The organism is Stutzerimonas stutzeri (assembly GCF_024448895.1).
Classification (GTDB): domain Bacteria; phylum Pseudomonadota; class Gammaproteobacteria; order Pseudomonadales; family Pseudomonadaceae; genus Stutzerimonas; species Stutzerimonas stutzeri_Q.
Genome location: NZ_JAMOIC010000017.1, coordinates 51,785 through 76,886, shown reverse-complemented (window position 1 = coordinate 76,886; position 25,102 = coordinate 51,785). Strand labels below are relative to the sequence as shown.

The window sequence follows — 25,102 nt, the reverse complement described above, 5'->3', positions numbered from 1 at the left end:
ACCTGGCTGCCCACTCCGCCATAGCGCAACGCCTCTCGCCTGATCCCAAACCCGCCCCTGAGAGGTCCGGGGATCGGCATGCGCCTCCCATCTGCCCGAGTGGTAACGGATTCATCTGAAACACACTAGCCTTGCATAAGCCTGCTGCCGTTACCCGGCGTGCCGGCGATGCCTTTGCTTTGGAAATCAAAATGCTGCACACGATCAAACAGAACTGGTTCTGCAACCTCCGCGGCGACGTGCTCGCCGGCCTCGTCGTCGCCCTGGCGCTGATTCCGGAAGCAATCGCCTTCTCGATCATCGCCGGCGTCGATCCGCGGGTCGGGCTCTATGCCTCGTTCTGCATCGCCGTGGTGATAGCCTTCGTAGGCGGCCGGCCGGGCATGATCTCGGCGGCCACCGGCGCCATGGCGCTGCTGATGGTGACGCTGGTGCGCGAGCACGGGCTGCAATACCTGCTCGCCGCGACCCTGCTGTGCGGCGTGCTGCAGATCGGCGCTGGCTACCTGCGTCTGGGGTCGCTGATGCGCTTCGTCTCGCGTTCGGTGGTCACCGGCTTCGTCAATGCGCTGGCGATTCTGATCTTCATGGCGCAGCTGCCGGAGCTGACGAACGTCACCTGGCACGTCTACGCCATGACCGCCGCCGGGCTGGGCATCATCTACCTGTTCCCCTATGTACCAAAGATCGGGCGCATCATTCCGTCGCCGCTGGTGTGCATCCTCTCGCTGACCGCCGTGGCCATGTACCTCGGCCTGGATATCCGTACCGTGGCCGACATGGGCGACCTGCCCGACACGCTGCCGATCTTCCTCTGGCCCGAAGTGCCGCTGACCTTCGAAACCCTCGCGATCATCTTCCCGTACTCCGCCGCGCTGGCCGTGGTCGGCCTGCTGGAATCGCTGATGACCGCGACCATCGTCGATGACCTGACAGACACCGGCAGCGACAAGAACCGCGAGTGCAAAGGGCAGGGCGTCGCCAATATCGTCTCCGGACTGTTCGGCGGCATGGCCGGCTGCGCGATGATCGGCCAGTCGGTGATCAACGTGAAATCCGGCGGCCGCACCCGGCTATCGACACTGATTGCCGGCGTCGTGCTGCTACTGATGGTGGTGTTTCTCAGTGACTGGGTCGGCCAGATCCCCATGGCCGCGCTGGTAGCGGTGATGATCATGGTGTCCATTGGCACCTTCAGCTGGGATTCACTGCGCAACCTCAAGCGTTACCCGCTCTCCACCAACATCGTCATGGTGGTCACCGTCGTGGTGGTGGTCTTTACCCATAACCTCGCCTTCGGCGTGCTGGCCGGCGTGCTGCTGGCGGCATTGTTCTTCGCCAACAAGGTCGGGCATTACCTGCACATCGGGTCGGAACTAGGCGCGGACGGCAACCAGCGCACCTACCGGGTGACGGGCCAGGTGTTCTTCAGCTCTTCGGACAAATTCACCGCTGCTTTTGACTTCAAGGAAGCGGTCGCCACGATCATCATCGACCTGACCCATGCGCATTTCTGGGACATCACCGCCGTCGCCGCGCTCGACAAGGTCGTCGTCAAGCTGCGCCGCGAAGGCACCGAGGTCCAGGTGCTGGGCTTGAACGAAGCCAGCGCGACCATCGTTGACCGCTTCGGTGTACACGACAAACCCGAAGCCACCGACACGCTGATGAGCCACTGACCAGGAGAACAACAATGAAGAATGTAATGGCTTGCATCGATGGGTCCCCTCAGGCCGCAGCCGTCTGCGATTGCGCCGCCTGGGCCAGCCGCCAGCTCGACGCACCGCTGACCCTGCTGCACGTGCTCGACCAGCAGCAGTACCCGGCCACGGGTAACCTCAGCGGCATCATCGGCCTTGGCAGCCGCGAATACCTGCTCGAAGAACTCGCCGCGCTGGATGAGAAGCGCAGCAAACTGGCGCTCGAAGAAGGCCGGATGATGCTCGCCGCGGCCAAACATCGCGTCGTCGGCGCAGGCGTCGCGCAACCGGAAATTCGTCAGCGTCACGGCGATCTGGTGGAAAGCCTGCGTGATCTCGAAGGTGACATCCGTCTACTGGTGATTGGCAAACAGGGCGAGGACAGCGGCACGGATCTGCAACTCATCGGCAGCCAGCTGGAGAGCGTGATCCGCACCATGCACCGGCCAATCCTCGTCACCCCGGCGAGTTTCACCGCACCCACCAGCGTCATGCTCGCCTTCGACGGCAGCGCCACCACCCGCAAAGGCATAGAGATGCTGGCCTCCAGCCCGTTGTTCAAGGGCATCCCCATCCATCTGGTGATGGTCGGCGACGATGCGGGTGAGAGCCCCACGCTGCTGGAATCCGCGCGCGATGCGTTGATCGCGGCCGGGTTTGAGGTGCACATCGGGATTCGCACCGGTGAGGTCGAGCCGGCGCTGCACGCCTATCAGGCCGAGCATGGCATTGGGCTGCTGGTAATGGGCGCCTACGGCCATTCGCGGATTCGCCAGTTTCTGGTCGGCAGCACCACCACCAGCATGATCCGCTCGACCACCACGCCGTTGCTGTTGTTGCGCTGATCCTGCCTCGAATAACGCGCGCCGGCCTGGCGCGCGTGGCTTCGACTTAGCGGTAAATATCAGCCCGCGACCAGGGCAGCTCGTGGGAGCCATCCGGCAGCGGCTTGCTCGCCAGGATCTGATGCAGATTGATCCAGCTGCGCCGGAACCCGTAAGCACAACCGGCCAGATAAACCCGCCAGATGCGCAGCGCCCGCTCGGGCACCATCTGCCGCGCCTCGTCCAGCCGCGCCTCCAGCCGCTCACTCCAGAAGTGCAGCGTGCGTGCGTAATGCAGGCGCAGGCTTTCCACATCGACGATTTCCAAGCCTGACTCACTGATGCACGCGCCGATCTTCACCAGATGCGGCAGCTCGCCATGGGGGAAAACGTAGCGGTCGATGAACTCGCCTGCGCCATGGGCCACCGGCCGACCATCGATATAGCGCGACGTGATGCCGTGGTTGAGCACCAGCCCGCCGGGCCGCACCACCTCCGACAGCTGCTTGCAGTACAGCGGCATGTTGGCGTGCCCCACATGCTCGAACATGCCAACACTGACTACCTTGTCGAACTGGCCATCGGCAGGCAGATCGCGATAGTCCATCAACTCCAGCTGCACCCGATCCTCAAGCCCCTCGGCGGCAACGCGCTCGCGCCCGAGCTTCAGTTGTTCGCGGCTGAGCGTGATACCCAATACCTGCGCGCCATACTCGCGCGCCGCAAAACGCGCCAGCCCACCCCAGCCGCAACCGACATCCAGCAGACGATCGCCGGGTTTTAGCCGCAGCTTGCGGCACAGATGCCGCAGCTTGGCCTGTTGGGCTTGATCGAGGTCTTCTGTCCCGGTCTCGAAATACGCGCATGAATAGACCATGTCCCGATCCAGCCAGAGCTGATAGAACGCGTTGGACAGGTCGTAGTGATAGGCAATGGCCTCGGCATCGGTGGCCTTGTCGTGGGCTTCGCGCCGCGGCAGCGCGGTGTGCGCCTCGCCCAGCGCGCGGGTTATCTCGTCGCCAATGCGGATCACCTCTTCAAGCGGCCCATGCAAGTCGACCTTGCCCTCAACATAGGCACCGCCAAGCAGGGCCAGACTGGGATTGGTGAGTTTCGAAAGCAGATCGGGGTCCCTGATCTCCAGCGTCACGCTGGGCGCAGGCCCGATATCAATCTCCTTGCCGTCCCATAGCCGCAGGCGCAACGGCAACTCCAGGTCTCGAAGGGCTGGAAGCAATGTGGTCAACATGCTCTTCTCCTTTGCCAGGCTTGCCGAAAGAGGCTAGACCAATAAGCCGGGTTTGCTGCCGATCGAACGATGGTTTTTGGCAATGGCGAAGATTTAGCTAAACGATCGCGCAGCGGCGAGATCTCGGGTGTCGGCGAATGCTCTGAGCTAGAGCTGCTGCGGTCGCCGATAGGGCTCGACAGGGGACTAAACTTGTCTGGTTTACCGCTGATCTCAACCACACGACCGGTCATGCAAGCAGCAAGAGGCAATGCGATGAACCAGTTCGACTGGCATAGTGATCAGATAACGAACGAAACAATGGTGACCGCCAGCTATAGAAATACACAAAACGTACGCAGGTTCATGACCGAAACTTGCGGGCCTGATTTCAAGTTCGACCGTGATTTCATGGGCTGGATGAAGGACGGTACACCCAAAACCATGGGACAGGTAGCTTGCGAGTGGCGGCGACGGCATGAGCGCTGACGCGCCGCGTTTAGCCGATGCTGCTTCGAAGATAGCGGAAGGCAGTGGGAGCAGAACTCGTTTCAAGCTTGCAGTAATTGGCAATCCCACGACATCGGCATGCCACCCGCAGCTCTCTTACTAGGAGTACTCAGAATTGGCATGACAGCTTTTTCACAATGGCAATCGGCATTCCTTTGTGTTGTTTTCGGTCTCAATCGCGGGCTATTCTTCGGTCTGCTGGCGCTCAGCTAGATGAGTAACCGATATCGGACGAAACGGAATGGAAGATTCTGAATCCGGCTATTTTCGCGGAGAGCATACTTTAAAGTTTTCGAAAGATACTTTTTGGGAAAAAACAAAGCGGATGGGTTTGTTTATATTCCCTTCAGAAATGCCGACCTTTTTTACAATATTGGTTGCCCTTCTTGGTGTCTCAGAAGTAATAACTAAGGGCAATGATCGCATTACATTTATCGATGTGCTTTGGCCGAGTCTAATAGTTTCTTTTGTAGTGGCTGGTTATCGAGCGGTTTATTCCTACTCTACCTTTTGCCCTGAAGAACTCCAATCTGAGCTCGATGTAGTAAAGAAAGCGTATAGGTTGAAAAAGGTTGCGTGGCAGTATGTTATGGCTCGCTCGTTGCTCAAGTCACGAATTGAGGTTCATAGGAACTCTATTTCTAGAATTCAACGAGGCGCAGAGTATGTGGGACCCCTGAAGCTTGATGTGCAAGAGTACATTCGATGGGGTTCGCTTCGATCTACTGCCATACCGAGGCTGTTGAATGCGGTAATTATTCAATTCGCCAATGAGCTACCGACCGTCATTTCGGATCTCGAAGATGGAGTGACACTCTCTGAATTTAAATTACGCCTTGATTACATAGGGGAGCTTTGCCAAGAAATTCGGAATATTGAACTAGAAAGTTATAGAGTGCTTCCTCCTGAAGGGTTTGAAGTTGCGCACAGCTATACCCGTGGGTGGACAGATCCTATATCCTTTGCAATTAATGAATTTCTCGGCTTTCTAGATTCTGCCTCTGAGGTTACCGAGGGATCGCTTAAGACTGGCAATATTCAGATTCCCGCAATTAGCGTCGTGATAAATACTGTCCCACATTTGGATGATTACATTGAGGCTATGACCGAAGCTGTAAGTTTATATGCTTCAGATAATCTCTAGAAATCATCAAAGTTCGGTTCGCCTAATAACTCCTACTTATTACTCCAGTGCCGAGCAGCTCAGACTACGCTGGCCGGCAATATCTTAGAGTTCGCGAACTTCTACGTACGCGCGAACCCGCTACAAACTTAGATTCCCTCCAAAGCGGAGCGAAGGTAAGGGTGCTTAGTGACAGTGGTAGTCGCCGGTTTTGTGATTGCGATGGCAACCTTTGGAATCTGTACCGCCACTGTGGGCGAAAGCGGATGCGGAAGTTACTGCAATCAAAGCAGCGATGATCACGGCAGAAATCTTCTTCATTTGGTGCTTCCTCTTGCTGGCATGTCGATATGATATCAAAGTGATATCTAGTCGCATGATGCTCTTGCCAGTAAGGGAAGTCGCCAGTTTTCGACACTTCTTCGACACCCAAGCCGGCGCCGCTCCGGTCGAGTAGCTGGAGGCCGCGTAGTTAGGGGCTTTCAGAGCGAGAAATGGCGGAAGGCAGTGGGAGTCGAACCCACCCAGGAACGGCTGCCGCCCCCAACCGGGTTTGAAGCCCGGCCGCACCACCGGGTGCGATTGCCTTCCAGCGAGGCCTCGAATGAGGTCTGGACTGGAGATTGGTAAGCAGCCTACCTGACCTCGGGCTCCGAGGCCAAGGCGCTGTCGGGTCGCACCTTGCGTTCGTTGCCGAAGCGGCGGGTGAGGCCTATGCGGTCGAAGTGTTCGAGCAGCTGGATGCTGCGTTTGCGGCCGAGCTGGATCTGGTCGCGGAAGGCGGCGGCGCGGATGACGCCGGATTGGCGTTCCATGTCCAGCACCTGGCTGGCGAGCTGGCGGATGGTTGAGTCGGTGTAGAACAGGTCCTTTACGACCTGTTGCAACTCGCCGATGCGCGACAGTTTGCGCAACAGGTGCCGAACCTGGTCTTCCTCGACATTCAGTTCGCTGGCCAGGTCCCGCACCCAGGGCGGATCGAAGCGTGCGGCTTCGAGCAGCGGCCAGAGTCGAGCTTTCAGCGCTTCTTCCTCTTCGGTCAGACGAACGCGATGGCCGGGCAGGTGCAGCCATGGGCCGCTGGCTTCGATGGTGCCGGCGGCCAGCACGGCTTCGAGCAGGGCGAGATAGATCGGTCGCTCCAGCTGCGGCAGCGCATAGCGGCGCAGGCGGTCGCGGTCCGGTCCGAGTTCGTCCGGTTGTGCTTCATGGAAGCGTTGCAGGGCGGCGACCAGACTCTGTTCGAGATATTCCCAGGTACCGCGCTCGAACAGCCGCGGGCCCACTCGGGTGTTGATTTCCAGTGCTTCGTCCGGCAGGCGCCAGGTGTGTCGGGGCCGATTGAACTGCCGTTCCAGCAGCGCCGGCTCCAGGCCGTTGATGGCGCTGGGCAGCAGGCCCGGCAGAATTTCTTCCAATGTTTCGCCAGCCAGTGCACGCAGCACGGCCAGACGTGCCTGACGGTGGCGGTTGCGCGGCGGGGCGAAGGGGTCGAGCACGCGACCGCCACCAAGCGTGCGCTGGGCGGACTGGTCGCGCAGCACCACGCGGTCCCCGTGTACGGCATGTGCAGGCGCGTTGAGTAGCAACTGTGCGTGCACGTGGCCGCCGGGCGCCAGGCATTCGCCTTCAAGCAGCGCGATGCGGCCGGTGACGTCCTGGGCGCCGAGATGAATGTGCACCGGCGTCCAGTGGCGCAGCTCGCGGGCTTCGCCGGGTAACAGGGTGAATTCGATATCGATGCGCCGGGTTGCGGCTTGCAGCTCAGGTTTCACCAGCCAGTCGCCGCGGCTGATGTCATCTACCGAAAGGCGGTCGCCGGCGAGGTTAAGGGCGACGCGCTGGCCGGCCTGTGCCTGCTCGGCTTTCTGATTCTGGGCGTGCAGCCCGCGCACACGAACGCTTCGACCGGATGGGCTCAGGACCAGCTCATCGCCAACCTGGACCCGTCCCGCAAAGGCGGTGCCAGTCACGACCACACCGGTACCGGTGACGCTGAATGCGCGGTCGATGGCGAGGCGGAAATGGCCGTCTTCACGACGCGCCTGCACCTCGGCGGCTTGCTCGATCAACAGCGAGCGGAGCGCGTCGATGCCTTCACCGGATACGCTGGAGACCGGCAGGATCGGCGCACCTGCCAGCGGCCCGGCTTCCAACAGCGCTTCTATCTGCAGGTGCACTTCAGCGATGCGCGCGTCCTCGACCCGGTCGATCTTGGTCATGGCCACGAGCGCGCGGCGGATGCCCAGCAGTTCGATGATCGCCAGGTGCTCACGGGTTTGCGGCATCACGCCGTCGTCCGCCGCAACCACCAGCAGCACGCAGTCAATGCCGCAGGCGCCGGCGAGCATGTTGTGGACGAATTTCTCGTGGCCGGGCACGTCGATGAATCCGGTGAGGTCGGCCTCACCAAGGGATGCGTACAGGTAGCCGAGGTCGATGGTGATGCCGCGCAGACGCTCTTCGCGGCGGCGGTCGCCCTCCTGTCCGGTCAGCGCTTTGAGCAGGGCGGTCTTGCCGTGGTCGATGTGGCCGGCGGTGCCGATGATCATGACGCCAGCTCCCGTTGCAGATGCGGCAGCTGTTCAAGGAAGGCCGGCTCGTCGTCCAGCTGGCGCAGATCGAGCCAGAGGGCGTCGTCGGCAACCCGGCCGAGAATCGGGATCGGCATGCAGCGCAGCGCTTCTTCGAGCTGACGCAGGCTGCGACCGCGCAAACGGCGGGGTTGCAACGGGCGAATGCAGAGCGCGGCGCTTGGCAGTCGTGCAACCGGTTGGGCGCCACTGCCGATCATGCCGAGGGCATCCTCGACAGCGACCTGCCAGGGCTCGCCAATGGCCGAAGCGACTGAGGGTGCGATCCGCTCTGCCTGAGTACGGATGTCCAGCTGCGGGCGGCTGAGCAGGCGCAGGCTGGTCAGTCGCTCGCCGAGGCGGTATGGGTCACGGTAGAGATTGAGTACAGCTTCAAGCGCGGCAAGGGTCAGCTTGTCGACGCGCAGGGCGCGCTTGAGCGGGTTCTTCTTGATCTTCTGGATCAGCTCACGGCTGCCGACGATCAACCCTGCCTGGGGGCCGCCGAGCAGCTTGTCGCCACTGAAGGTCACGATGTTGGCGCCATCGCGCAGGGCTTCCTGCACGGTGGGTTCTTTTGGCAGGCCCCAGCGAGATAGATCGATAAGGCTGCCACTGCCGAGGTCTTCCAGCAGCGGCAGGCCATGGGCGCGGGCGATGGATGCCAGCTCGGCCGTGGCGACGCTGGCAGTGAAGCCCTGCACGCTGTAGTTGCTGGTGTGCACACGCATCAACAGGCCCGAGCGGGGATTGATCGCCGCTTCGTAATCCTTGGCGTGGGTGCGGTTGGTGGTGCCGACCTCGTGCAGCTTCACGCCAGCCCGGGCCATGATGTCGGGAATGCGGAAGGCGCCGCCAATCTCGATCAGCTCACCACGGGAGATGATCCCTTCCTTGCGCGCGCCAAGGCTGTTAAGCGCCAGTAGCACGGCGGCGGCGTTGTTGTTGACCACCGTGACAGCTTCGGCGCCAGTCAGCTCGCGGATCAGGCCTTCGATGAGGTCGTCACGGTCGCCGCGTTTGCCGCTGGCCAGATCGAACTCGAGATTCATTGGATAACGCGCTGCCAGCGTGATGGCCTCGATGGCTTCATCAGGTAGCAGCGCGCGGCCGAGGTTGGTGTGCAGCACCGTGCCAGTGAGGTTGAACACGCGGCGCACGCGGCTGCGGTGCTGGTTGGCCAGACGCTCGCCTGCGCGGCCGGCAAGCACTGCCTCTGACAGCTCCAGCGCAGCCAGTTGGCCGTGGCGAGCGGGTTCGCGCAGTTCGTCGAGCAGGTCTCGCAGGGTGCCGAGAAGCGCTTCACGTCCGTAACGCTGTTGCAACGGCTCGCAAGCGGGTGCACGCAACAGACGGTCGACCGATGGCAGGCGAACGCTGCTCATGCTTGGCGAACCGGCTGGCGATTCGGAAAGGGGAAGGGGGCGCGGGCCGTGCTGATGGCGATGGACCCTATGGCGAGGTTGCCTGACACGCAGGACTCCGTTCTTTTTAGTGTTTCGCAAGCAACATAGACGCTTGAACCGGCATCGGGTTCAGTTGGCCTGCGCGCACCCTGGATATGAAAAACCCGGGCAAGCCCGGGTTTTCTTTACGTCTGCGCCACTCAGGCGTTCTGGCGGATGCCCGCCACCAGCCACGGCTGGTTTTCGCCCTGAGCACGTTCCATGCGCCAGCTTTCGCTGAACGGCTCGCCCTGATCGAAGCGCGAGTTCTTCGACACGCCGACGAAGGTGAGGGTGGCGATGGTCTTGTCAGCCTGATCATCGACGCCATCGAGCTGAATCTGCAGATTGTCGATGTAGGTCGCCTGATAGGCATCGCCGATCTCGGCACGTTCACGCATCAGGAACTCATGCAGTTGCGGGGTAACGAATTCGCCAATCTTGTCCATTTCATTGGCGTCCCAGTGTTGCTGCAGGGACAAGAAATGTTCGCGGGCGGCAGATACGAAGTTCTGCTCGTTGAACCAGGCCGGGGCGTTGATCACCGGAGCGGCAGCAACTGAGCTGGAGCTGCCACCAAAGATCGAAGGCTGCGCAGGCATTTCGCGCTGCATCGGTGCGTGTCCGGCCATGGCTGGCTGCTGCTGGCGGCGACGGGCTGCCAGGAAGCGGAACAGCAGGAATGCGATAGCACCGAAGATCAGGATATCCATGAACTGGATGCCTTCGAAACCGTCACCCATGAACATGGAGGCGAGCAGGCCACCAGCAGCGAGACCAGCCAACGGTCCGAGCCAGCGCGAAGCACCGCTGGCAGCGGCGGGCGTCTGACGGCCAGCCTGGTTGGGTGCGGCCTGAGTTTGCTGAGGCGCCTGGCGGCTCTGATGGCTGGGCGCCGAACCAAAGCTCTTGCCGCCGCCGAAACGCTTGGCGTGGACGTCGAGGCTGAGGGTCAGGCCGATACACAGCGCCATGAAAATGCTGAGCACACGTTGCATTTTGTATTCCTGAATTGGACGAAGATACGAAGCGGATGGTGCACGGCCTGGTGAGGCCGCGCTAGTTGCAGAGTGTTTCGGGCTTTTGCCCCGTTGCGTTTGCTGATCATCGAAAGCGCAACGGAGCAAGGGCTCAACGCCAGTTATACAGCTCTTTCTCGGAGATCTCGTGCATCGGCGTCACTTGCTCCTGGAAGGCTTTCATCGACGCCCAGATACGGCCGTTCAGCTCGCTTTGCTGAGCCAGCTCGCCAAGCACGACGTCGGACTGCTCGCGCATCGCCGCCAGCACTTCATCGGGGAAACGCTTGAGCTGCGTGCCCTGCTGCTTGAGCTGATCGAGCGCCATGGCGTTGTTGTAGACATAGTCGTCGATCATGTCGCGACTGGCGGCACCAGCGGCTTCGGTGAGGATGGCGCGAAGATCTTCAGGCAAGCTGTCGAGGGCTTTCTGGTTGATCAGCATTTCCAGCACGGCCTGTGGTTCCTGCCAGCCCGGGTAGTAGTAGTACTTGGCGGCTTTGTGCAGGCCGAACGCGAGGTCGTTGTAAGGGCTGACCCAGTCGGTGGCATCGATGGCGCCCGTCTGCAGGGCGGTGAACACTTCGCCGCCGGGCATGTTGACGGTGGTCGCGCCGAGACGGGTCAGCACTTCGCCGCCCAGGCCAGGTGTACGGATTTTCAGGCCCTGCAGGTCCTGCAGGGAATTGATTTCCTTGTTGAACCAGCCGCCCATCTGCATGCCGGTGTTGCCGACCACCATGGGTTTGACGCCGTAGGGGGCGTAGGCTTCGTCCCAGAATGCCTGGCCGCCACCACGGGTCAGCCAGGCGTTCATTTCGCTGGTCGACAGGCCGAACGGCACTGAGGTGAAGAACTGAGCGGTGGGCACCTTGCCCTTCCAGTAGTAGGCCGCGCCGTGGCCTAGCTCGGCGGTGCCGCGGGAGACGGCATCGAACACTTCGAGGGCAGGGACCAGCTCGCCGCCGGCATAGACCTTGATGGTCAGGCGGCCGTCGCTCATGGCGTTGACCCGGTCGGCCAGACGCTGCGCAGCGGTTCCCAGGCCCGGGTAGTTCTTCGGCCAGGCGGTGACCATCTTCCAGTTGTAGGTCTTGGGCGCTTCGCTGGCGGCAGCCTTGGGCTCGGCGGTGGATTCGACTTTCTTCTCGTCGTTGCAGCCTGCAAGGCTGAGCGATGCAAGCAGGGCAGTAGCGGCACCAAACAAGTGACGGCGTTTCATGAATGGCTGTTCCTTTGGCGAATTTTATTAGTATGGGTATAAGTTGACGTAAACGTCATAGCGCTTCCAGTTTGGCATAACTGAGCATCAACCACTTGCTCCCTTCGTCTTCGAAGTTCACCTGCACGCGCGCCTGAGCACCCGAGCCCTCGAAATTGAGGATGGTGCCTTCGCCGAACAGGGAATGGCGTACCCGCTGACCAAGGTTGAACGGGGTTTCCGGCACGTTGGCGCCGTCGAACAGCGAGCCGCCGCCCATGCCGCGCGTATTGAAGCTGCGGCTGACGGTGTTGCTCAGACGCACTTCGCTGACCAGGGCCGGCGGCAGTTCGCGTACGAAGCGAGAGACCTTGTTGTAGGTCTCGGTGCCGTAGAGCCGGCGGGTTTCAGCGTAGGTGATGATCAGCTGTTGCATGGCGCGGGTAATGCCGACATAGGCCAGGCGGCGTTCCTCCTCGAGACGGCCGGGTTCTTCCAGGCTCATCTTGTGCGGGAACAGACCTTCTTCCATGCCGACCAGGAATACCAGCGGGAACTCCAGGCCCTTGGCACTGTGCAGGGTCATCAATTGAACGCTGTCTTCATGATCCCCTGCTTGCTGCTCGCCGGCTTCCAGCGAGGCGTGATCGAGGAACGCCGCCAGCGGGGTCTGCTCGTCTTCCTCTTCTTCGCTGTAATGGTCGAAGGCGCGTGCGGCGGAGACCAGTTCCTCGAGGTTTTCCACCCGTGCCTGGGCCTTCTCGCCTTTTTCGTCGCGGTGATAGGCGAGTAGCCCGGATTGCTCGATAACCAGCTGCGCCATGTTGTGCAGCTGCATGCCTTCGACTTTCAGGGCCAGGGTGTCGATCAGTTCGACGAAGCCGTTCAGCGCGCTGGCCGCGCGGCCGGAGACCACCTTGGTGCCGACCGCCTGATGCAGCGCGGCCCACATGGAGGTTTCCTGCTGACGGGCCAGCTGGCGCAGGCACTCGACAGTCTTTTCGCCGATGCCGCGCGCCGGCACGTTGATCACCCGCTCCAGCGCTGCGTCGTTGTCACGCGCCTGGATCAGGCGCAGGTAGGCCATGGCGTTCTTGATCTCGGCGCGCTCGAAGAAGCGCTGGCCACCATAGATCCGGTACGGGATTCGCTCACGCAACAGCGCTTCTTCAAGTACGCGGGACTGAGCGTTGGAGCGATAGAGGATGGCGATCTCACTGCGCGCCAGCCCGTCCTTCTTGATCGTGCTTTCGATGCTTTCGACGACATAGCGCGCTTCGTCGTGTTCGTTGAACGCGGCATACAGGCTGATCGGCTCGCCGTCGCAGCCGTCGGTCCAGAGTTCCTTGCCAAGGCGGCCCTGGTTATTGGCGATCAGCGCGTTGGCGGCCTTGAGGATGCAGGCGGTGGAGCGATAGTTCTGCTCCAGGCGAATGGTCTCGGCGTCCTGGAAGTCTTCGCTGAACTGGTGCAGGTTTTCCACCCGCGCCCCGCGCCAGCCGTAGATCGACTGATCGTCGTCGCCCACCACCATCAGGCTGTCGCCGCCCTTGGCCAGGAAGCGCAGCCAGGCGTACTGGACGGCGTTGGTGTCCTGGAATTCGTCCACCAGAATGTGGCGGAAGCGGCGCTGGTAGTGATCCAGCAGACCCGGGTTGTCACGCCAGAGGTCCAGGGCGCGCAGCAGCAATTCGGAAAAGTCGATGACGCCGGCACGGGCGCAGGCATCTTCGTAGGCCTGATAGATGCTCAGCATGGTCGCCAGGAAAAGGTCGCCGCTGGGCTGGATGTGCTTGGGCCGCAGGCCTTCGTCCTTCTGCCCGTTGATCCACCACTGGGCCTGACGAGCGGGCCAGCGCTGCTCATCCAGACCCAGCTCGCGGATCACCCGCTTGACTAGGCGCTGCTGGTCGTCGGAGTCGAGAATCTGGAAGTTCTGCGCCAGCTTCGCTTCCTGCCAGTGAGCGCGCAGCAACCGGTGTGCAAGCCCGTGGAAGGTGCCGACCCACATGCCTTGCGAGTTGACGTTCATCAGCTGCTCGATGCGATGACGCATCTCGGCGGCGGCCTTGTTGGTAAAGGTCACCGAAAGAATCGAGTGCAATGATGCGCGCTCGACCTGGTGCAGCCAGGCGATGCGGTGAACCAGGACGCGGGTTTTACCCGAGCCGGCACCGGCGAGAACCAATTGACGACCCAGTGGCGCGGCCACGGCCTGGCGCTGGGCATCGTTGAGGGAATTTAGGAGAGAGGAGAGATCGTCGTGCATGGGCGCCATTCTAGCCGGAAATCTCCCCGATCCGCTCGTGCAACGGACGGACGCCGGCAATGCCGACGCCCTCTTCAGATCGGCCCCGGCTAGCCGCTATAGAGTAAGCGGCGGCCTTTGCAGAGCCCGCTATGTCCATTGAAATCCGCTCGGTCTATACCGTTGTATTGTCAGTACCTGTCTTTGGTCGGACGGACTATGACCCGACGCTAGCGACGTGCCATTATCGGGAGGTGCTGCAGTGCTTCGTACTGTTCCAGACACCAATCACTAGAAAGCGATGATCGAATCCGTCCAAGCCAATCCCTCGGCTGCCAAGGCCGTGGAGAACCATGCCGCGTTCAGCCTCGCCGAGGTCGATCAACGGACGGAGCGCACGCGTCTGCTGTATCAGGGATCGCGGCTCGCGTTGCTGCTGATGGTGCTCACCAGCCTGGTGTTCCCTGCCGTCCTCTGGAGCGAAGGCCTCACGGCTGAGCTGGCGATCTGGTCCGGGCTGACCTTCCTGCTCGCGCTGCTGCGGCTGCGCCAGACGCACAGGTTCGTCCAGGCAGATGCCGACGAACAATCGAATCCCCGCTGGCTCACAGCTTTTCTGCTCTCCAGCACCGCCAGCGCCATATTATTCGGCTATGCCATCGTCGAACTGGCGGTGGGCGGCTCGTTTCTTCAGGAAGCCGTGTTGCTCGGCTCGCTCGCCTCCGTCATCTTCGCGGGCGGTGTGGCCTGCGGCGTTTCGATGCGCGCTTTCGGCACCTTCGCCATACCCGCTCTGCTGCCCGCTGCGGTGGTTTTGCTGAGCAGCGGGGAGGCGAAGCTGCAGGGCTGGGGCGTGCTGGCTTCGATGGTGCTGATCACGCTGAGCATGATCGCCTGGCAGATCAATCGCCTGGTGACGACCAGCCTGCAACAGCGCCTGCACAACCAACTATTGATACGCCGGCTCGAAAGCATGCGCAGCGAAGCCAGCGAGCTGAACGGCGAACTGGCGCGCGAGATCGAGCAGCGCCGGCAGGCTGAAACCCAGCTGCGTGAAGCATTCGACGGGCTTGAGCGGCGGGTCAACGAACGCACTGCCGAGCTGGCCGCGACCGCCACCGAACTGCGTGAAAGCGAGACCCGGCTGACTCTGGCGCTGGAAGCCAGCAAGCTGGGCATGTGGGATTGGGATCTGGTGAATGGCGAAGTACACCACTCGGACATGGACGTGATCTTCGGGATTGGTCAGAGCGACCGGTTGCGGCTTGCCGAACAACAGCGCCCCGAGGTGCATGCCGAGGACGGCACGCGTGTGCGTCATGACCTGATCGCCCACCTCAAGGGCGAGACCGAAATCTATACCGTGCAATACAGAGCGCTTCAGCACGACGGCAATTCTGTCTGGATCGAAGATCGGGGTCGCGTCATCGAGCGCAGCGCCGATGGTCGTGCGCTGCGCATGATCGGGACCCGTCGGGACATCAGCGAAAGCCGTCGTCAGGCCGAGCAGCTACGGCTGGCAGCCACTGTATTCGAAGCGGCAAGCGAGGGAATGGCGATCATGGACGCCAATTACCGCCTGCTGGCAGTCAATCAGGCGTGCTGCACGTTGTCCGGATACACCCGCGACGAGCTTATTGGCCACAGTATCGCCCGGCTGGCCAGCTCGGAGGACAGCCGCCAGCAATACGCCGCGATTCGCGCGAGCCTGATGAGCGACGGCAGCTGGCAGGGCGAACTGATCGAGACGCGCAAGAGTGGCGAGGTCTACCCGCAATGGGCGCAGCTGCGGGTGGTGCGCGATCGACAGGGCAATGTCAGCAATGTGGTGGCTTTCGTTTCCGATCTCAGCGTCAAGCGGCAGGTTGAAGAGCGTCTTCGCTACCTCACCCATTTCGATGAACTGACGGGACTGGCCAATCGCACATTGCTCAAGGAGCGCCTCCACGCCGCTTGCGAGCGCAGCCGCTGCAGCAGCCGTGGGCTCGCGGTGTTCTATCTCGATATCGACCGTTTCAAGGTTCTCAACGAAAGCCTGGGCCACGATGTAGCCGATCAGCTGCTACGCGAAATATCCCGCCGGTTGTCGACCACCCTGTCGGACGCCGACACCATTGCGCGGCTGTCCGGCGATGAATTCGTAGCGGTGCTCGAAGGTTATGGCAGCCTCGCCAATCTGGCACACAGTGGGAGCCGCCTGCTGGCGCGCATTAGAAAACCGATCCTGATCGGCGACCAGGAACTGGTGGTCAGCGCGTCCATCGGGGTCAGCCTGATGCCCGACAACTCACGGGAGGCGGCGTCGCTGTTGTTGCAGGCCAACATGGCTATGCAGCATGCCAAGCATCTGGGCGGCAACACCCTGCAGTTCTTCACCGATCGGTTGCAGGTCTCCAGCCTGGACAATCTCAGGATGGAAAACCAGCTGCGTCGCGCGCTCGAGGACGGCCAGCTGGAAGTGTTCTATCAGCCGCGGCTGAATGTGGCAGAGGATTGTCTCGACGCGGCCGAAGCGCTGGTGCGCTGGCGGCATCCGCAAAAAGGCCTGATCGCTCCAGGGTTCTTCATCCCGCTGGCCGAGGAAACCGGGCTGATCATTCCGCTAGGCGAGTTCGTGCTGCGTCAGGCCTGCAAGCAGGCTCGCCAGTGGCAGCTCGATGGGGTGGCGGCGATCAGGGTTTCGGTAAATCTGTCAGTCAAGCAGTTGCGCCAGGGCAACTTCGTCAGCTTGGTGCGCCAGGTGCTGGAAGAAACCGGGCTACCAGCTGACAGGCTCGAACTTGAGCTGACCGAAAGCCAGCTGCTGGACGATATCGATAACGCCATCAATATCAGCCGGCAATTACGCGCCCTTGGCGTGAAGCTGGCTATCGATGACTTCGGTACCGGTTATTCCTCGCTCAGCTACCTCAAGCGTTTCCCGGTGGACTTCGTGAAGATCGACCGTTCCTTTATCTCCGAGCTCGATCAGGTCGGAGAGGACTCGGCCATCGTCCGCGCCATCATCGCCATGGTTCACAGCCTTGAGCTGAAGGTGGTGGCCGAGGGTGTCGAGACCCAGGCCCAGATGGATTTCCTCAAAGCCCACGGTTGCGACGAGATGCAGGGCTACCTGATCAGCCGACCGGTGCCGGCAGATGAGTTCGTCAAACTCTTGGTTTGATGGTGCGGGCTGGGGGTTTTTCGGCCCGTAGGGTGGGCTTCAGCCCACCGCTTGCCTCTGCGCCGAACCAACTGCTGGTGGTGGGGTAAAGCCCACCCTACGACTAGCGGCTAACGCGGGTGGTGCCGCCGCCGTCCAGCTCTCGCATCACTAGCGCATACCGTAGATCCACCGTTTCCGGGACGGGCAGGTAGAGCACATGCCCGTCGCCAGGTGCTACTTCGGCACGTTCGCCGCGCTTGTTCTCCAGCGCGTCCAGGCGGAAGTTCAGGTTGCCCTGGGGCGTCATCAGCTCCAGCCGGTCGCCCACGGCGAAGCGATTCTTGACGATGACTTCAGCCAGCCCGTTGCGTCGCTCGCCGGTCATTTCACCAACGAACTGCTGGCGGTCCGACAACGAGAATCCGCGCTCGTAGTTCTGGTATTCGTCGTGCACGTGGCGGCGCAGGAAGCCTTCGGTGTAGCCGCGATGGGCGAGGGATTCCAGGGTATCCATCAGCGACTTGTCGAACGGTCGACCAGCGACCGCATCGTCGATGGCCTTGCGGTAGACCTGTGCGGTACGCGCCACGTAATAGTGGGATTTGGTACGGCCTTCGATCTTCAGCGAATGCACGCCCATCTGCACCAGACGCTCGACGTGCTGCACGGCGCGCAGGTCCTTGGAGTTCATGATGTAAGTGCCGTGTTCGTCCTCGAAGGCTTCCATCAGCTCGCCGGGGCGGCTGCTGTCTTCGAGCAGGAACACCTGGTCGGTCGGCGCACCGGCGCCCAGAGTCGGCTGGATACCGCCTGATCCGACCTGCTGCACCGGGATCGGTTGGTACTGCTGGACAATGTTGCCCAGCTCGTCCTGCTTCCCCTCGTGCGCCTTGTATTCCCAGCGGCAGGCGTTGGTGCAGGAACCCTGATTGGGGTCGCGCTTGTTGATGTAGCCCGAGAGTAGGCAGCGGCCCGAATAGGCCATACACAGTGCGCCGTGGACGAATACTTCCAGCTCCATGCCTGGCACCTTCTCGCGGATCTCGCCAATCTCTTCCAGCGACAGTTCGCGGGAAAGGATGGCGCGGGTCAGCCCCTGCTGCCGCCAGAATTCGACGCTGGCCCAGTTCACCGCGTTGGCTTGTACCGACAGGTGAATGGTCATCTCCGGGAAATGCTGGCGCACCAGCATGATCAGGCCCGGGTCGGACATGATCAGCGCGTCCGGCCCCATCGCGATTACGGGCTCGAGATCGCGGATAAAGGTCTTCAATTTGGCGTTGTGCGGCGCGATGTTGACCACCACGTAGAACTGCTTGCCCTGGGCATGCGCCTCGTCGATACCCAGGCGCAGGTTGGCGTGGTCGAACTCGTTGTTGCGCACGCGCAGGCTGTAGCGCGGCTGTCCCGCGTAGACCGCGTCGGCGCCGTAGGCAAAGGCGTAACGCATGGATTTGAGGGTGCCGGCCGGGGACAGCAGTTCGGTGCGCGAATGGGTCATGGTGCAGTGGCTCTGGATACCAACAAAAAGTGTGCGGATTCTAATCAGTTGGCTGGGGCTTTTCGCCCACTCAGATCAAGACGGCGACGAACTTCCCGGTGCATGCGCCAGTCACCTATAGATCAGGCGTGCGCCGATAGCGTGATGTCGTGGCGCCTGCCGACTCTCAGCAAGCGGAGGTATTCGTGAGCGCCAATCCCGCCGATGCCAGAGGCAGCCTGATCGCAACGGTCTTTCTCGGGGTCGGGCTGATGGCAGCGGTCGATGAAATCATCTTTCATCAGATTCTCGCCTGGCACCACTTTTTCGACCGCTCCACGCCGGCCATTGGCCTGCTGTCTGACGGATTCCTCCACGCAGCCGAGTTGCTGATGCTGGCGGCCGGCTTTTACCTCTTCGTCCAACTGAGCCGGCGCGCTGCGGTGTCGCGCTCACATGCGTGGGCGGGCTTCTTTCTCGGCGCGGGTGGCTTTCAGCTGTTCGATGGCATCGTCGATCACAAGATCCTGCGCCTGCATCAGGTGCGCTATGTCGACAACCTGTTGCCCTACGACCTGGCCTGGAACGGTTTCGGCGCCCTGATGTTGGTAATCGGCTTTGCACTGTGGAAACGGGCGAAGGCCAATCAGCAGAGAGCCGAGCGAGGTCACCAGTGATCCATGAGGCAAGCCTGCTGACATTGGCCGGCACCTTCGTGCTGGTGTTGCTGACGCTGAGCCTGTGGTTTGCCTACGTGCTCGCCGTGCGCTGGCAGCGCAAGCGGCGCAAGGTCTGGCATTGCTGGCGGCTGGCGAGCTTTTCGCTAGGCTGTGCGCTGCTGGTCATCGCCTTTTCGCCGCCCATGGTCGAGTGGGGTCACACTGATCTGCGCGGGCACATGGCTCAGCACCTGCTATTGGGGATGTTCGCACCCATCGCGCTGATGCTCGGTGCGCCGGGTACCTTGCTGCTGCGCAGCGTGCCGGTGACCACCGCGCGCCGCATCATGACAGTGGCGGCCAGCATGCCTGTGCGTTGCGTGAGCCATCCTGTCACGGCCCTGATGCTCAACGTCGGCGCGCTCTATCTGCTGTATCTCACCCCGCTCTACAAGATGAGCTTTCACGAACCAGGCTTGCACCTGTGGTTGCATGTGCATTTCGTGCTGGCCGGGTATCTGTTCTGCTGGTCGATCGCCGGTCCCGACCCTGCGCCGCATCGGCCGGGCATGCGGCTGCGATTGGTCGTGCTCTTCGTTGGCATCGCCGCCCACACCGTGCTCGGCAAGCTGATGTTCGCCTATGGCTTTCCGCGCGATGCCGGGCATGACCTGGCAGAAATCGAAGGGGCGGCGCAGCTGATGTTCTACGGCGGCGACATCGCGGAGCTGTTGCTGGCGCTGGTGTTCTTCGCGGCCTGGTATCGGCAGCGCAGGCAGCCGGCCGTGGCTGACGACTGGCTGACAGCAGACCGCCGGACCTAGCGCAAGCCAGATCCGGCGGATTCATGGTCGATGAAGCGGAGCGCTTAGGCCGCGGCAATCACATCGCCATGGTTTTCCGGCTCGATCAACGCACGGTGCAGCGCGGCGACGGCGTCATCGTAGTCCTCTTCATTGACCACGCACTGCATTTCGACCTGGCGAATGGACTGATGCACCGCCTGGATGCTGATGCCGGCACCGGCCAGCGCCGCGACGGTCTTGGCGAGAATGCCTTTGACCTTCAGGTCCGAACCGATGGCCGAGACAATCGCGACGTTGTGCACGGTGACTTCGGCGGCGGGGTACTTTTCCTCGATCAACCGCGCGGCGCGGTTGATCAGCTTGCGCGAACCCGAGGCGTAGTAGGTGATGCTGTTGGCGTCGGAGTCCTTGTTCACCACGTAGAGCCGCAGCTGCTTGAGCAGCTTGCTGATCTCGATGTCGTAGCCGATGTCGCCGAGCATGTCCTGATCGAACACTTCGATGCCGAAGACATCCTTGCGCCCCGCGATGATCTCCACGCAAGGCCGCTCGCTCTTGTAATCCTGGCTGATGAGCGTGCCGGCGTGGTCAGGCTCGAAGGCATTCTTGATGCGCAGTTCGATACCGGCACGTCGCAGCGTTTTCGCCGCACGCGGGTGGATTGCTTCCATGCCCAGATTCGATAGCTGATCGGCCACGTCGTAATTGGTGCGGCCGATGGTCACCACCTTGTCGGCACCGACCAGATTCGGATCGGCGCTGGAGAGGTGGAATTCCTTGTGGATGATTGCCTCGCGGGCGCCGGTTGCGGCGGCGATCTGGGCGAAGGTGATCTCGCTGTAGCCGCGGTCGAAGGTGTTCATCAGGCCTTCGCTGCAGTGCGTGTAGCCGGTCGCCACGACCAGTTCGCGGGAGAGGTCGACCTCTTCGAAGCTATGGCGGACCATTTCCTCGAAGGGAAGCGGCGCATCACGATGCCAGCCGGTGAGATCGACCATCTTCGCGTTGACGCCACGGTGCTTGAGGGCCAGCACCGAGTTGAATGCCGAGTGCGCTTCGCCAAGGGAGGCGAGCATTTCGCGGACTTTCATCAGGTGCTCGTCGAGCTGGAAGTGGCCATAGGCGCACAGGCGCTGCAGGCTGCTCATGCACTCTCGGGCATCGTCGATACGCGAGTTGATGAACTGGTTGGCAGCGCGCAGCTCGAACTCGCCGGTGAACAGTTCAGCATTGCGGCTGACCATGCGCGCGCGGACGGTTTCCAGCGCGTCGAGCCAGGCACCTTCATTGCGGGCGTCGGCGAAGCGCTGGTAGACGCCGGGTTCGCCGGTCTTCTTGTGTTCCAGCAGCAGATTGGTCATGCCGCTGTAGGCCGATACGACGAAGACACGCTGATAGAGCGCATCGCCTTCGCGTTGGCCGATAAAGATATTGTTGAGCAACTCTTCGAAGCGGCTCATGGATGTGCCGCCGATCTTTTCTACGGTATGCATCGATTCAACTTCCCGTCTTGGGGGTGAATTTTCATCCCTGGGCCGCCAAGGGCAGGCCAACAAAGATCAGGCCCAATGTCGGGCCTGATATGAACGTGTCAGAGATACTTCTGTTTCTGGATCTGCAGCGGCTCGAAATGCTCACGCTCGGCAACGAAGGCAGGGCGCGGCGAAAGCCCGCAGAACGGGGCCTGCGCGGCATTATCTACATGGTTGTAGACGTAGAACAGATTGCTCCGCGCGCTGGGCGTGATGTTGCTGTTCGAACCGTGCATCGTGTTGCAATCGAAGAACACCACGCTGCCTGCCGGGCCGGTGGCAGTGTCGATGCCGTAACGATCCGCGAGCCGGGTGAGGCTGTCATGATCCGGTACTCCGAACTCCTGCTTGCGCAGTGATTTCGCGTAGTGGTTCTCCGGGGTCGCGCCGACACAGCGTATGTAGTGCTTGTGCGATCCCGGCACCAGCATCAGCGGGCCGTTATGCGGCTCGTTGTCAGTCAACAGGATCGAGCAGCTCAGGGTGCGCATGCGCGGCAGCCCGTCTTCGATGTGCCAGGTTTCGAAATCCGAGTGCCAGTAGAACTCCTTGCCGGTAAAACCGGGTTTGAAGTTCATCCGCGACTGATGCACATAGATGTCGCCGCCCAGAATGAAGCTGGCGATGGCGGCAATGCGCTCGTCGCTGGCGACACGGGCAAACAGCGGATTGTCGGCGTGGATGGCGAACACCGAGCGGATCGCGCCGCTGTCGGGTTCCTTGATGGTCTTGCCGGACTCAGCTACGGCCGGGTCCTGGCGCATGCGATCGAGCTCTTCGCGGAATACCGCGACTTCCTCTGCGCTGAACAGATTGGGGATGACCAGATAACCGTCACGCTCGAAGCGTTCGATCTGGTCCGGTGCGATTGGGGCGTTGGCCAGGTCATTGCGGTAGACAACCGGATCCAGACGCTCCTGCCAGCTGGGTTCGTCGTGCTGGCGCGAAGGGTACAGGTCGGCTTGCACGGGGTTCACGTTAGGTACTCCTTGAATCGGTGTCGCAGAGCGATGCGAGCCGCCCTGCGGTTTCGTGAGACGGGCGGGCCCGTCTCACACAGTCGCCTCAGACGACGGTTTCAGCCTCCAGCGGATAGACGCCGCTTTCGTCGTGTACTTCCTTGCCGTTGAGCGGCGGGTTGAAGACACAGGCCAGTTTCATTTCCTCGGAGCCGCCGCGCAGCAGGTGCTCGTCGTGCTTGTCGAGGATGTACAGCGTGCCGGGCTCGATCTTGTAGATCTTGCCGTCGGCGATGGTCTCGATCTCGCCGTTGCCGCTCATGCAGTACACCGACTCCAGATGGTTCTGGTAGTGGATGTGCGTCTCGGTGTTGGCGTAGATGGTGGTGATGTGGAACGAGAATCCCATCTTGTCGTCCTTGAGCAGCATCCGCGTGCTGTCCCAGGTCTCGGTGGTGATCTTGCGGTTGGACTGCTCGCATTCAGCCAGGGTACGTACGATCATTCTCTAAATCCTCACGAAACTTGTGTAGTGGCCTGGTCGGACATCACGGCGGCAAACGCCTTGTCCAGGATGCTCATGGCCTTGTCGATCTGCTCTTCGCTGATGACCAGCGGGCAGAGGCACTTCACCACTTCGCTGTGGGCGCCGCTGGTCTCGATGACCAGACCGTTCTCGAAGGCATGGCGGCAGATGGCGGCGGCGGTGTCGCCGTCCGGGCAGCTGATGCCGATCATCATGCCGCGGCCTTTGACGAACAGAGAGTCCGGGCCGTAGCGGCGGACGATCTTGTTCATGCCGTCAGCGATGCGCTTGCCTTTGGCCTTGACGCTATCGGCGAACGCGTTGTCCTTCCAGAAGTGCTCGATGGCAGCGGCGGCAGTGACGAACGCGTGGTTGTTACCGCGGAAGGTGCCGTTGTGTTCGCCCGGCTTCCACTGGTCCAGCTCCTTGCGCAGCAGCACCATGGCAAACGGCAGCCCGTAGCCTGACAGCGACTTGGACAGGGTGATCATGTCCGGCTTGATGCCCATCTCTTCAAAGCTGAAGAAGGTGCCGGTACGACCGCAACCGGCCTGGATGTCGTCGACGATCAGCAGCATCTCGTGCTTGCGGCAGAGCTTCTCGAGCTTGCGGACCCATTCGGCGGACGCAGCGTTGAGGCCGCCTTCGCCCTGGACCACTTCCACGATGACGGCAGCCGGCTTGTCGATGCCGCTGGAGGGATCGGTCAGCAGCTTGTCCATCATCGCGATGGTGTTGACCTTGTCGCCGAAATAGTTGGCGTAGGGCATGCGGCTGACATCGGTCAGCGGAACGCCGGCGGCGCCACGATGATGCTTGTTACCGGTCGCCGCCAGGGCGCCGATGCTGCAGCCGTGGAAGCCGTTGGTGAAGCTGATGACGTTGTTGCGACCAGTCACCTTGCGCGCCAGCTTCAGCGCGGCTTCCACCGCGTTGGTGCCGGTCGGGCCGGTGAACTGCATGACATATTCCATCTTGCGCGGCTTGAGGATCAGGCGGTCGAAGGTCGACAGGAAGGTTTCCTTCGCCTCGGAGTACATGTCCAGGCCATGGGTGATGCCGTCGGCTTCGATGTAATCGAGCAGCGCCTGCTTGAGCACCGGATGGTTATGGCCGTAGTTGAGCGTGCCGGCGCCGGCGAGGAAGTCGATGTAATGCTTGCCTTCGCGGGTGATCAGTTCAGCGCCACGGGCCTGCTTGAAGACCACGGGAAAGGAGCGGCAGTAGCTGCGAACGCCAGATTCGTGCAGTTCGAAAGTTTTCATGCGTTTTCCTCTAATTCTTCTTCTGAAAGGGGTGCGGCGAACTCGCCGGAGCGATAGAGCACTTCGTCTTCGTGCTTGCCGGCGAAATGTTCGGCGCGGGAGAACAGGGTGCGGGTGCTGTAGTCGACCTCGAGCTTGGCAAAGGCCTTCTTGAACAGCGCCTGGGATGCCCCGTTGTCCGGCGAGATGGTGGTTTCCAGATGGCGCACGCCTTTTTCTCGTGCAGCCCGAGCGATCAGGGCCATCAGCATGCGAAGCGCCAGACCCTGGCCACGCATCGAGGCATCGACGGCGACTTGCCAGACGAACAATGTGTCCGGGCGGGAGGGCGGGCAGTATCCGGAAATGAAACCTACCAGTTGGCCGTCTGCGCTGACGGCAGCAATGGAGGTGTCGGCGAAATCGGAGCACTGCAGAAGGTTGCAATACACCGAATTGGTGTCCAGTGGTTGGCAGCGCGCTACCAGCTCATGGAGGGGGTGACCGTCGCCGTCGGTTGGGCGACGGAGCGTTACGGTAGGAACACTCAAAACAAATCCTTTGGGGTTGTTGATTGAAATCCTTTTCTAGAATAAACACATCAAAAAATTAATCTCAACCCGAGTCGGCGATCATGGGTGACGATTCGCCGCTGATATCTCCGAAGTTCGCCGTTTATCGCGAAAGTTGAACTATCGGATGATATGCCGCAGATCCGGATCTATTCGGCTCAATATTCCACGCAACAACTCTGCTCCAGAGCACCATGAAAGCCGAAGCCCCGGACAGCCTGATAGGCCCAACAATGAAGTGCATTCAGCGGCCGCGCGTTAACCTGCGGCAGCCCTTGTATTGCCTGGGCTGAAGGCAAACCTGACGG

20 protein-coding genes and 1 tRNA gene are annotated in these 25,102 nt (G+C 61.4%); 7 read left to right on the top strand and 14 right to left on the bottom strand.

Going from position 1 to position 25,102, the window contains the following annotated elements:
- The first annotated feature begins 191 nt into the window (after window positions 1-191).
- Together NA619_RS18440 and NA619_RS18435 are read left to right on the top strand one after the other, a co-directional pair.
- Window positions 192-1,679 (top strand): SulP family inorganic anion transporter, encoded by a 1,488-nt coding sequence (locus NA619_RS18440; RefSeq protein WP_255963257.1) that lies wholly within the window; start codon window positions 192-194, stop codon window positions 1,677-1,679.
- A 14-nt stretch (window positions 1,680-1,693) separates the two neighbouring features.
- Window positions 1,694-2,545, top strand: coding sequence for a universal stress protein (locus tag NA619_RS18435; protein WP_255963256.1), 852 nt, complete (start codon window positions 1,694-1,696; stop codon window positions 2,543-2,545).
- Window positions 2,546-2,591: 46 nt separating this feature from the next.
- On the opposite strand, the gene cfaB is transcribed toward NA619_RS18435, so the two are convergent.
- Window positions 2,592-3,773, bottom strand: coding sequence for a C17 cyclopropane fatty acid synthase CfaB (gene cfaB / locus NA619_RS18430; protein WP_255963255.1), 1,182 nt, complete (start codon window positions 3,771-3,773; stop codon window positions 2,592-2,594).
- Window positions 3,774-4,028: 255 nt separating this feature from the next.
- Here cfaB and NA619_RS18425 point away from each other — a divergent pair, with 255 nt between their 5' ends.
- The gene (locus NA619_RS18425; RefSeq protein WP_255963304.1) at window positions 4,029-4,241 is read left to right on the top strand and encodes a DUF6434 domain-containing protein; all 213 of its coding nucleotides are present in this window, start codon (window positions 4,029-4,031) and stop codon (window positions 4,239-4,241) included.
- Window positions 4,242-4,503: 262 nt separating this feature from the next.
- Window positions 4,504-5,406, top strand: coding sequence for a hypothetical protein (locus tag NA619_RS18420; protein ID WP_255963254.1), 903 nt, complete (start codon window positions 4,504-4,506; stop codon window positions 5,404-5,406).
- A 165-nt stretch (window positions 5,407-5,571) separates the two neighbouring features.
- Here the strand turns inward: NA619_RS18420 and NA619_RS18415 are convergent, their stop codons facing one another.
- The 7 genes from NA619_RS18415 to uvrD all read right to left on the bottom strand — a co-directional run bounded on the left by NA619_RS18415 (window position 5,572) and on the right by uvrD (window position 13,892).
- Complete coding sequence (locus NA619_RS18415) at window positions 5,572-5,706, bottom strand: YHYH domain-containing protein (RefSeq protein ID WP_102851770.1); 135 nt, start codon at window positions 5,704-5,706, stop codon at window positions 5,572-5,574.
- Between the two features lie 174 nt (window positions 5,707-5,880).
- Window positions 5,881-5,976 (bottom strand) — tRNA-Sec (locus tag NA619_RS18410).
- A 44-nt stretch (window positions 5,977-6,020) separates the two neighbouring features.
- Window positions 6,021-7,937 (bottom strand): selenocysteine-specific translation elongation factor, encoded by a 1,917-nt coding sequence (selB, locus tag NA619_RS18405; protein WP_255963253.1) that lies wholly within the window; start codon window positions 7,935-7,937, stop codon window positions 6,021-6,023.
- Window positions 7,934-9,343: an L-seryl-tRNA(Sec) selenium transferase gene (selA, locus tag NA619_RS18400; protein ID WP_255963251.1), complete on the bottom strand. Its 1,410-nt coding sequence runs from the start codon at window positions 9,341-9,343 to the stop codon at window positions 7,934-7,936. Before selA ends, selB begins: the two co-directional genes overlap by 4 nt.
- Before the next feature lie 221 nt (window positions 9,344-9,564).
- Complete coding sequence (locus tag NA619_RS18395) at window positions 9,565-10,401, bottom strand: Tim44 domain-containing protein (protein ID WP_255963250.1); 837 nt, start codon at window positions 10,399-10,401, stop codon at window positions 9,565-9,567.
- Between the two features lie 133 nt (window positions 10,402-10,534).
- Window positions 10,535-11,644 (bottom strand): TRAP transporter substrate-binding protein, encoded by a 1,110-nt coding sequence (locus NA619_RS18390; RefSeq protein ID WP_255963249.1) that lies wholly within the window; start codon window positions 11,642-11,644, stop codon window positions 10,535-10,537.
- 55 nt (window positions 11,645-11,699) lie between these two features.
- Entirely contained in the window at window positions 11,700-13,892 is a 2,193-nt protein-coding gene (gene uvrD, locus NA619_RS18385; RefSeq protein WP_255963247.1) for a DNA helicase II, read from the bottom strand.
- A gap of 280 nt (window positions 13,893-14,172) precedes the next feature.
- Between uvrD and NA619_RS18380 the strand changes: the two genes are divergently transcribed.
- Window positions 14,173-17,034 (top strand): putative bifunctional diguanylate cyclase/phosphodiesterase, encoded by a 2,862-nt coding sequence (locus tag NA619_RS18380; RefSeq protein WP_255963246.1) that lies wholly within the window; start codon window positions 14,173-14,175, stop codon window positions 17,032-17,034.
- Window positions 17,035-17,137: 103 nt separating this feature from the next.
- Here NA619_RS18380 and yegQ read toward each other — a convergent pair whose 3' ends face one another.
- On the bottom strand, window positions 17,138-18,517 hold the full coding sequence (gene yegQ / locus NA619_RS18375; protein ID WP_255963245.1) for a tRNA 5-hydroxyuridine modification protein YegQ: 1,380 nt from the start codon (window positions 18,515-18,517) through the stop codon (window positions 17,138-17,140).
- A 185-nt stretch (window positions 18,518-18,702) separates the two neighbouring features.
- On the opposite strand from yegQ, the gene NA619_RS18370 reads away from it, so the two are divergent.
- Both NA619_RS18370 and NA619_RS18365 read left to right on the top strand, forming a co-directional pair.
- Complete coding sequence (locus NA619_RS18370) at window positions 18,703-19,173, top strand: DUF2243 domain-containing protein (RefSeq protein WP_255963244.1); 471 nt, start codon at window positions 18,703-18,705, stop codon at window positions 19,171-19,173.
- Complete coding sequence (locus tag NA619_RS18365) at window positions 19,170-19,979, top strand: cytochrome c oxidase assembly protein (RefSeq protein WP_255963243.1); 810 nt, start codon at window positions 19,170-19,172, stop codon at window positions 19,977-19,979. The genes NA619_RS18370 and NA619_RS18365 overlap by 4 nt, the downstream gene beginning before the upstream one ends.
- Before the next feature lie 44 nt (window positions 19,980-20,023).
- Here the strand turns inward: NA619_RS18365 and NA619_RS18360 are convergent, their stop codons facing one another.
- The 5 genes from NA619_RS18360 to ectA all read right to left on the bottom strand — a co-directional run bounded on the left by NA619_RS18360 (window position 20,024) and on the right by ectA (window position 24,773).
- Window positions 20,024-21,454, bottom strand: a complete 1,431-nt coding sequence (locus tag NA619_RS18360; RefSeq protein ID WP_255963242.1) for an aspartate kinase — start codon at window positions 21,452-21,454, stop codon at window positions 20,024-20,026.
- A gap of 98 nt (window positions 21,455-21,552) precedes the next feature.
- On the bottom strand, window positions 21,553-22,461 hold the full coding sequence (gene thpD / locus NA619_RS18355) for an ectoine hydroxylase (protein WP_255963303.1): 909 nt from the start codon (window positions 22,459-22,461) through the stop codon (window positions 21,553-21,555).
- Window positions 22,462-22,558: 97 nt separating this feature from the next.
- A complete protein-coding gene (locus NA619_RS18350; protein WP_255963240.1) occupies window positions 22,559-22,957 on the bottom strand; it encodes an ectoine synthase in 399 nt (132 codons plus the stop codon).
- Window positions 22,958-22,968: 11 nt separating this feature from the next.
- A complete protein-coding gene (gene ectB / locus NA619_RS18345; protein ID WP_255963239.1) occupies window positions 22,969-24,243 on the bottom strand; it encodes a diaminobutyrate--2-oxoglutarate transaminase in 1,275 nt (424 codons plus the stop codon).
- On the bottom strand, window positions 24,240-24,773 hold the full coding sequence (ectA, locus tag NA619_RS18340; protein ID WP_255963238.1) for a diaminobutyrate acetyltransferase: 534 nt from the start codon (window positions 24,771-24,773) through the stop codon (window positions 24,240-24,242). The genes ectB and ectA overlap by 4 nt, the downstream gene beginning before the upstream one ends.
- Between the last annotated feature and the right edge of the window lie 329 nt (window positions 24,774-25,102).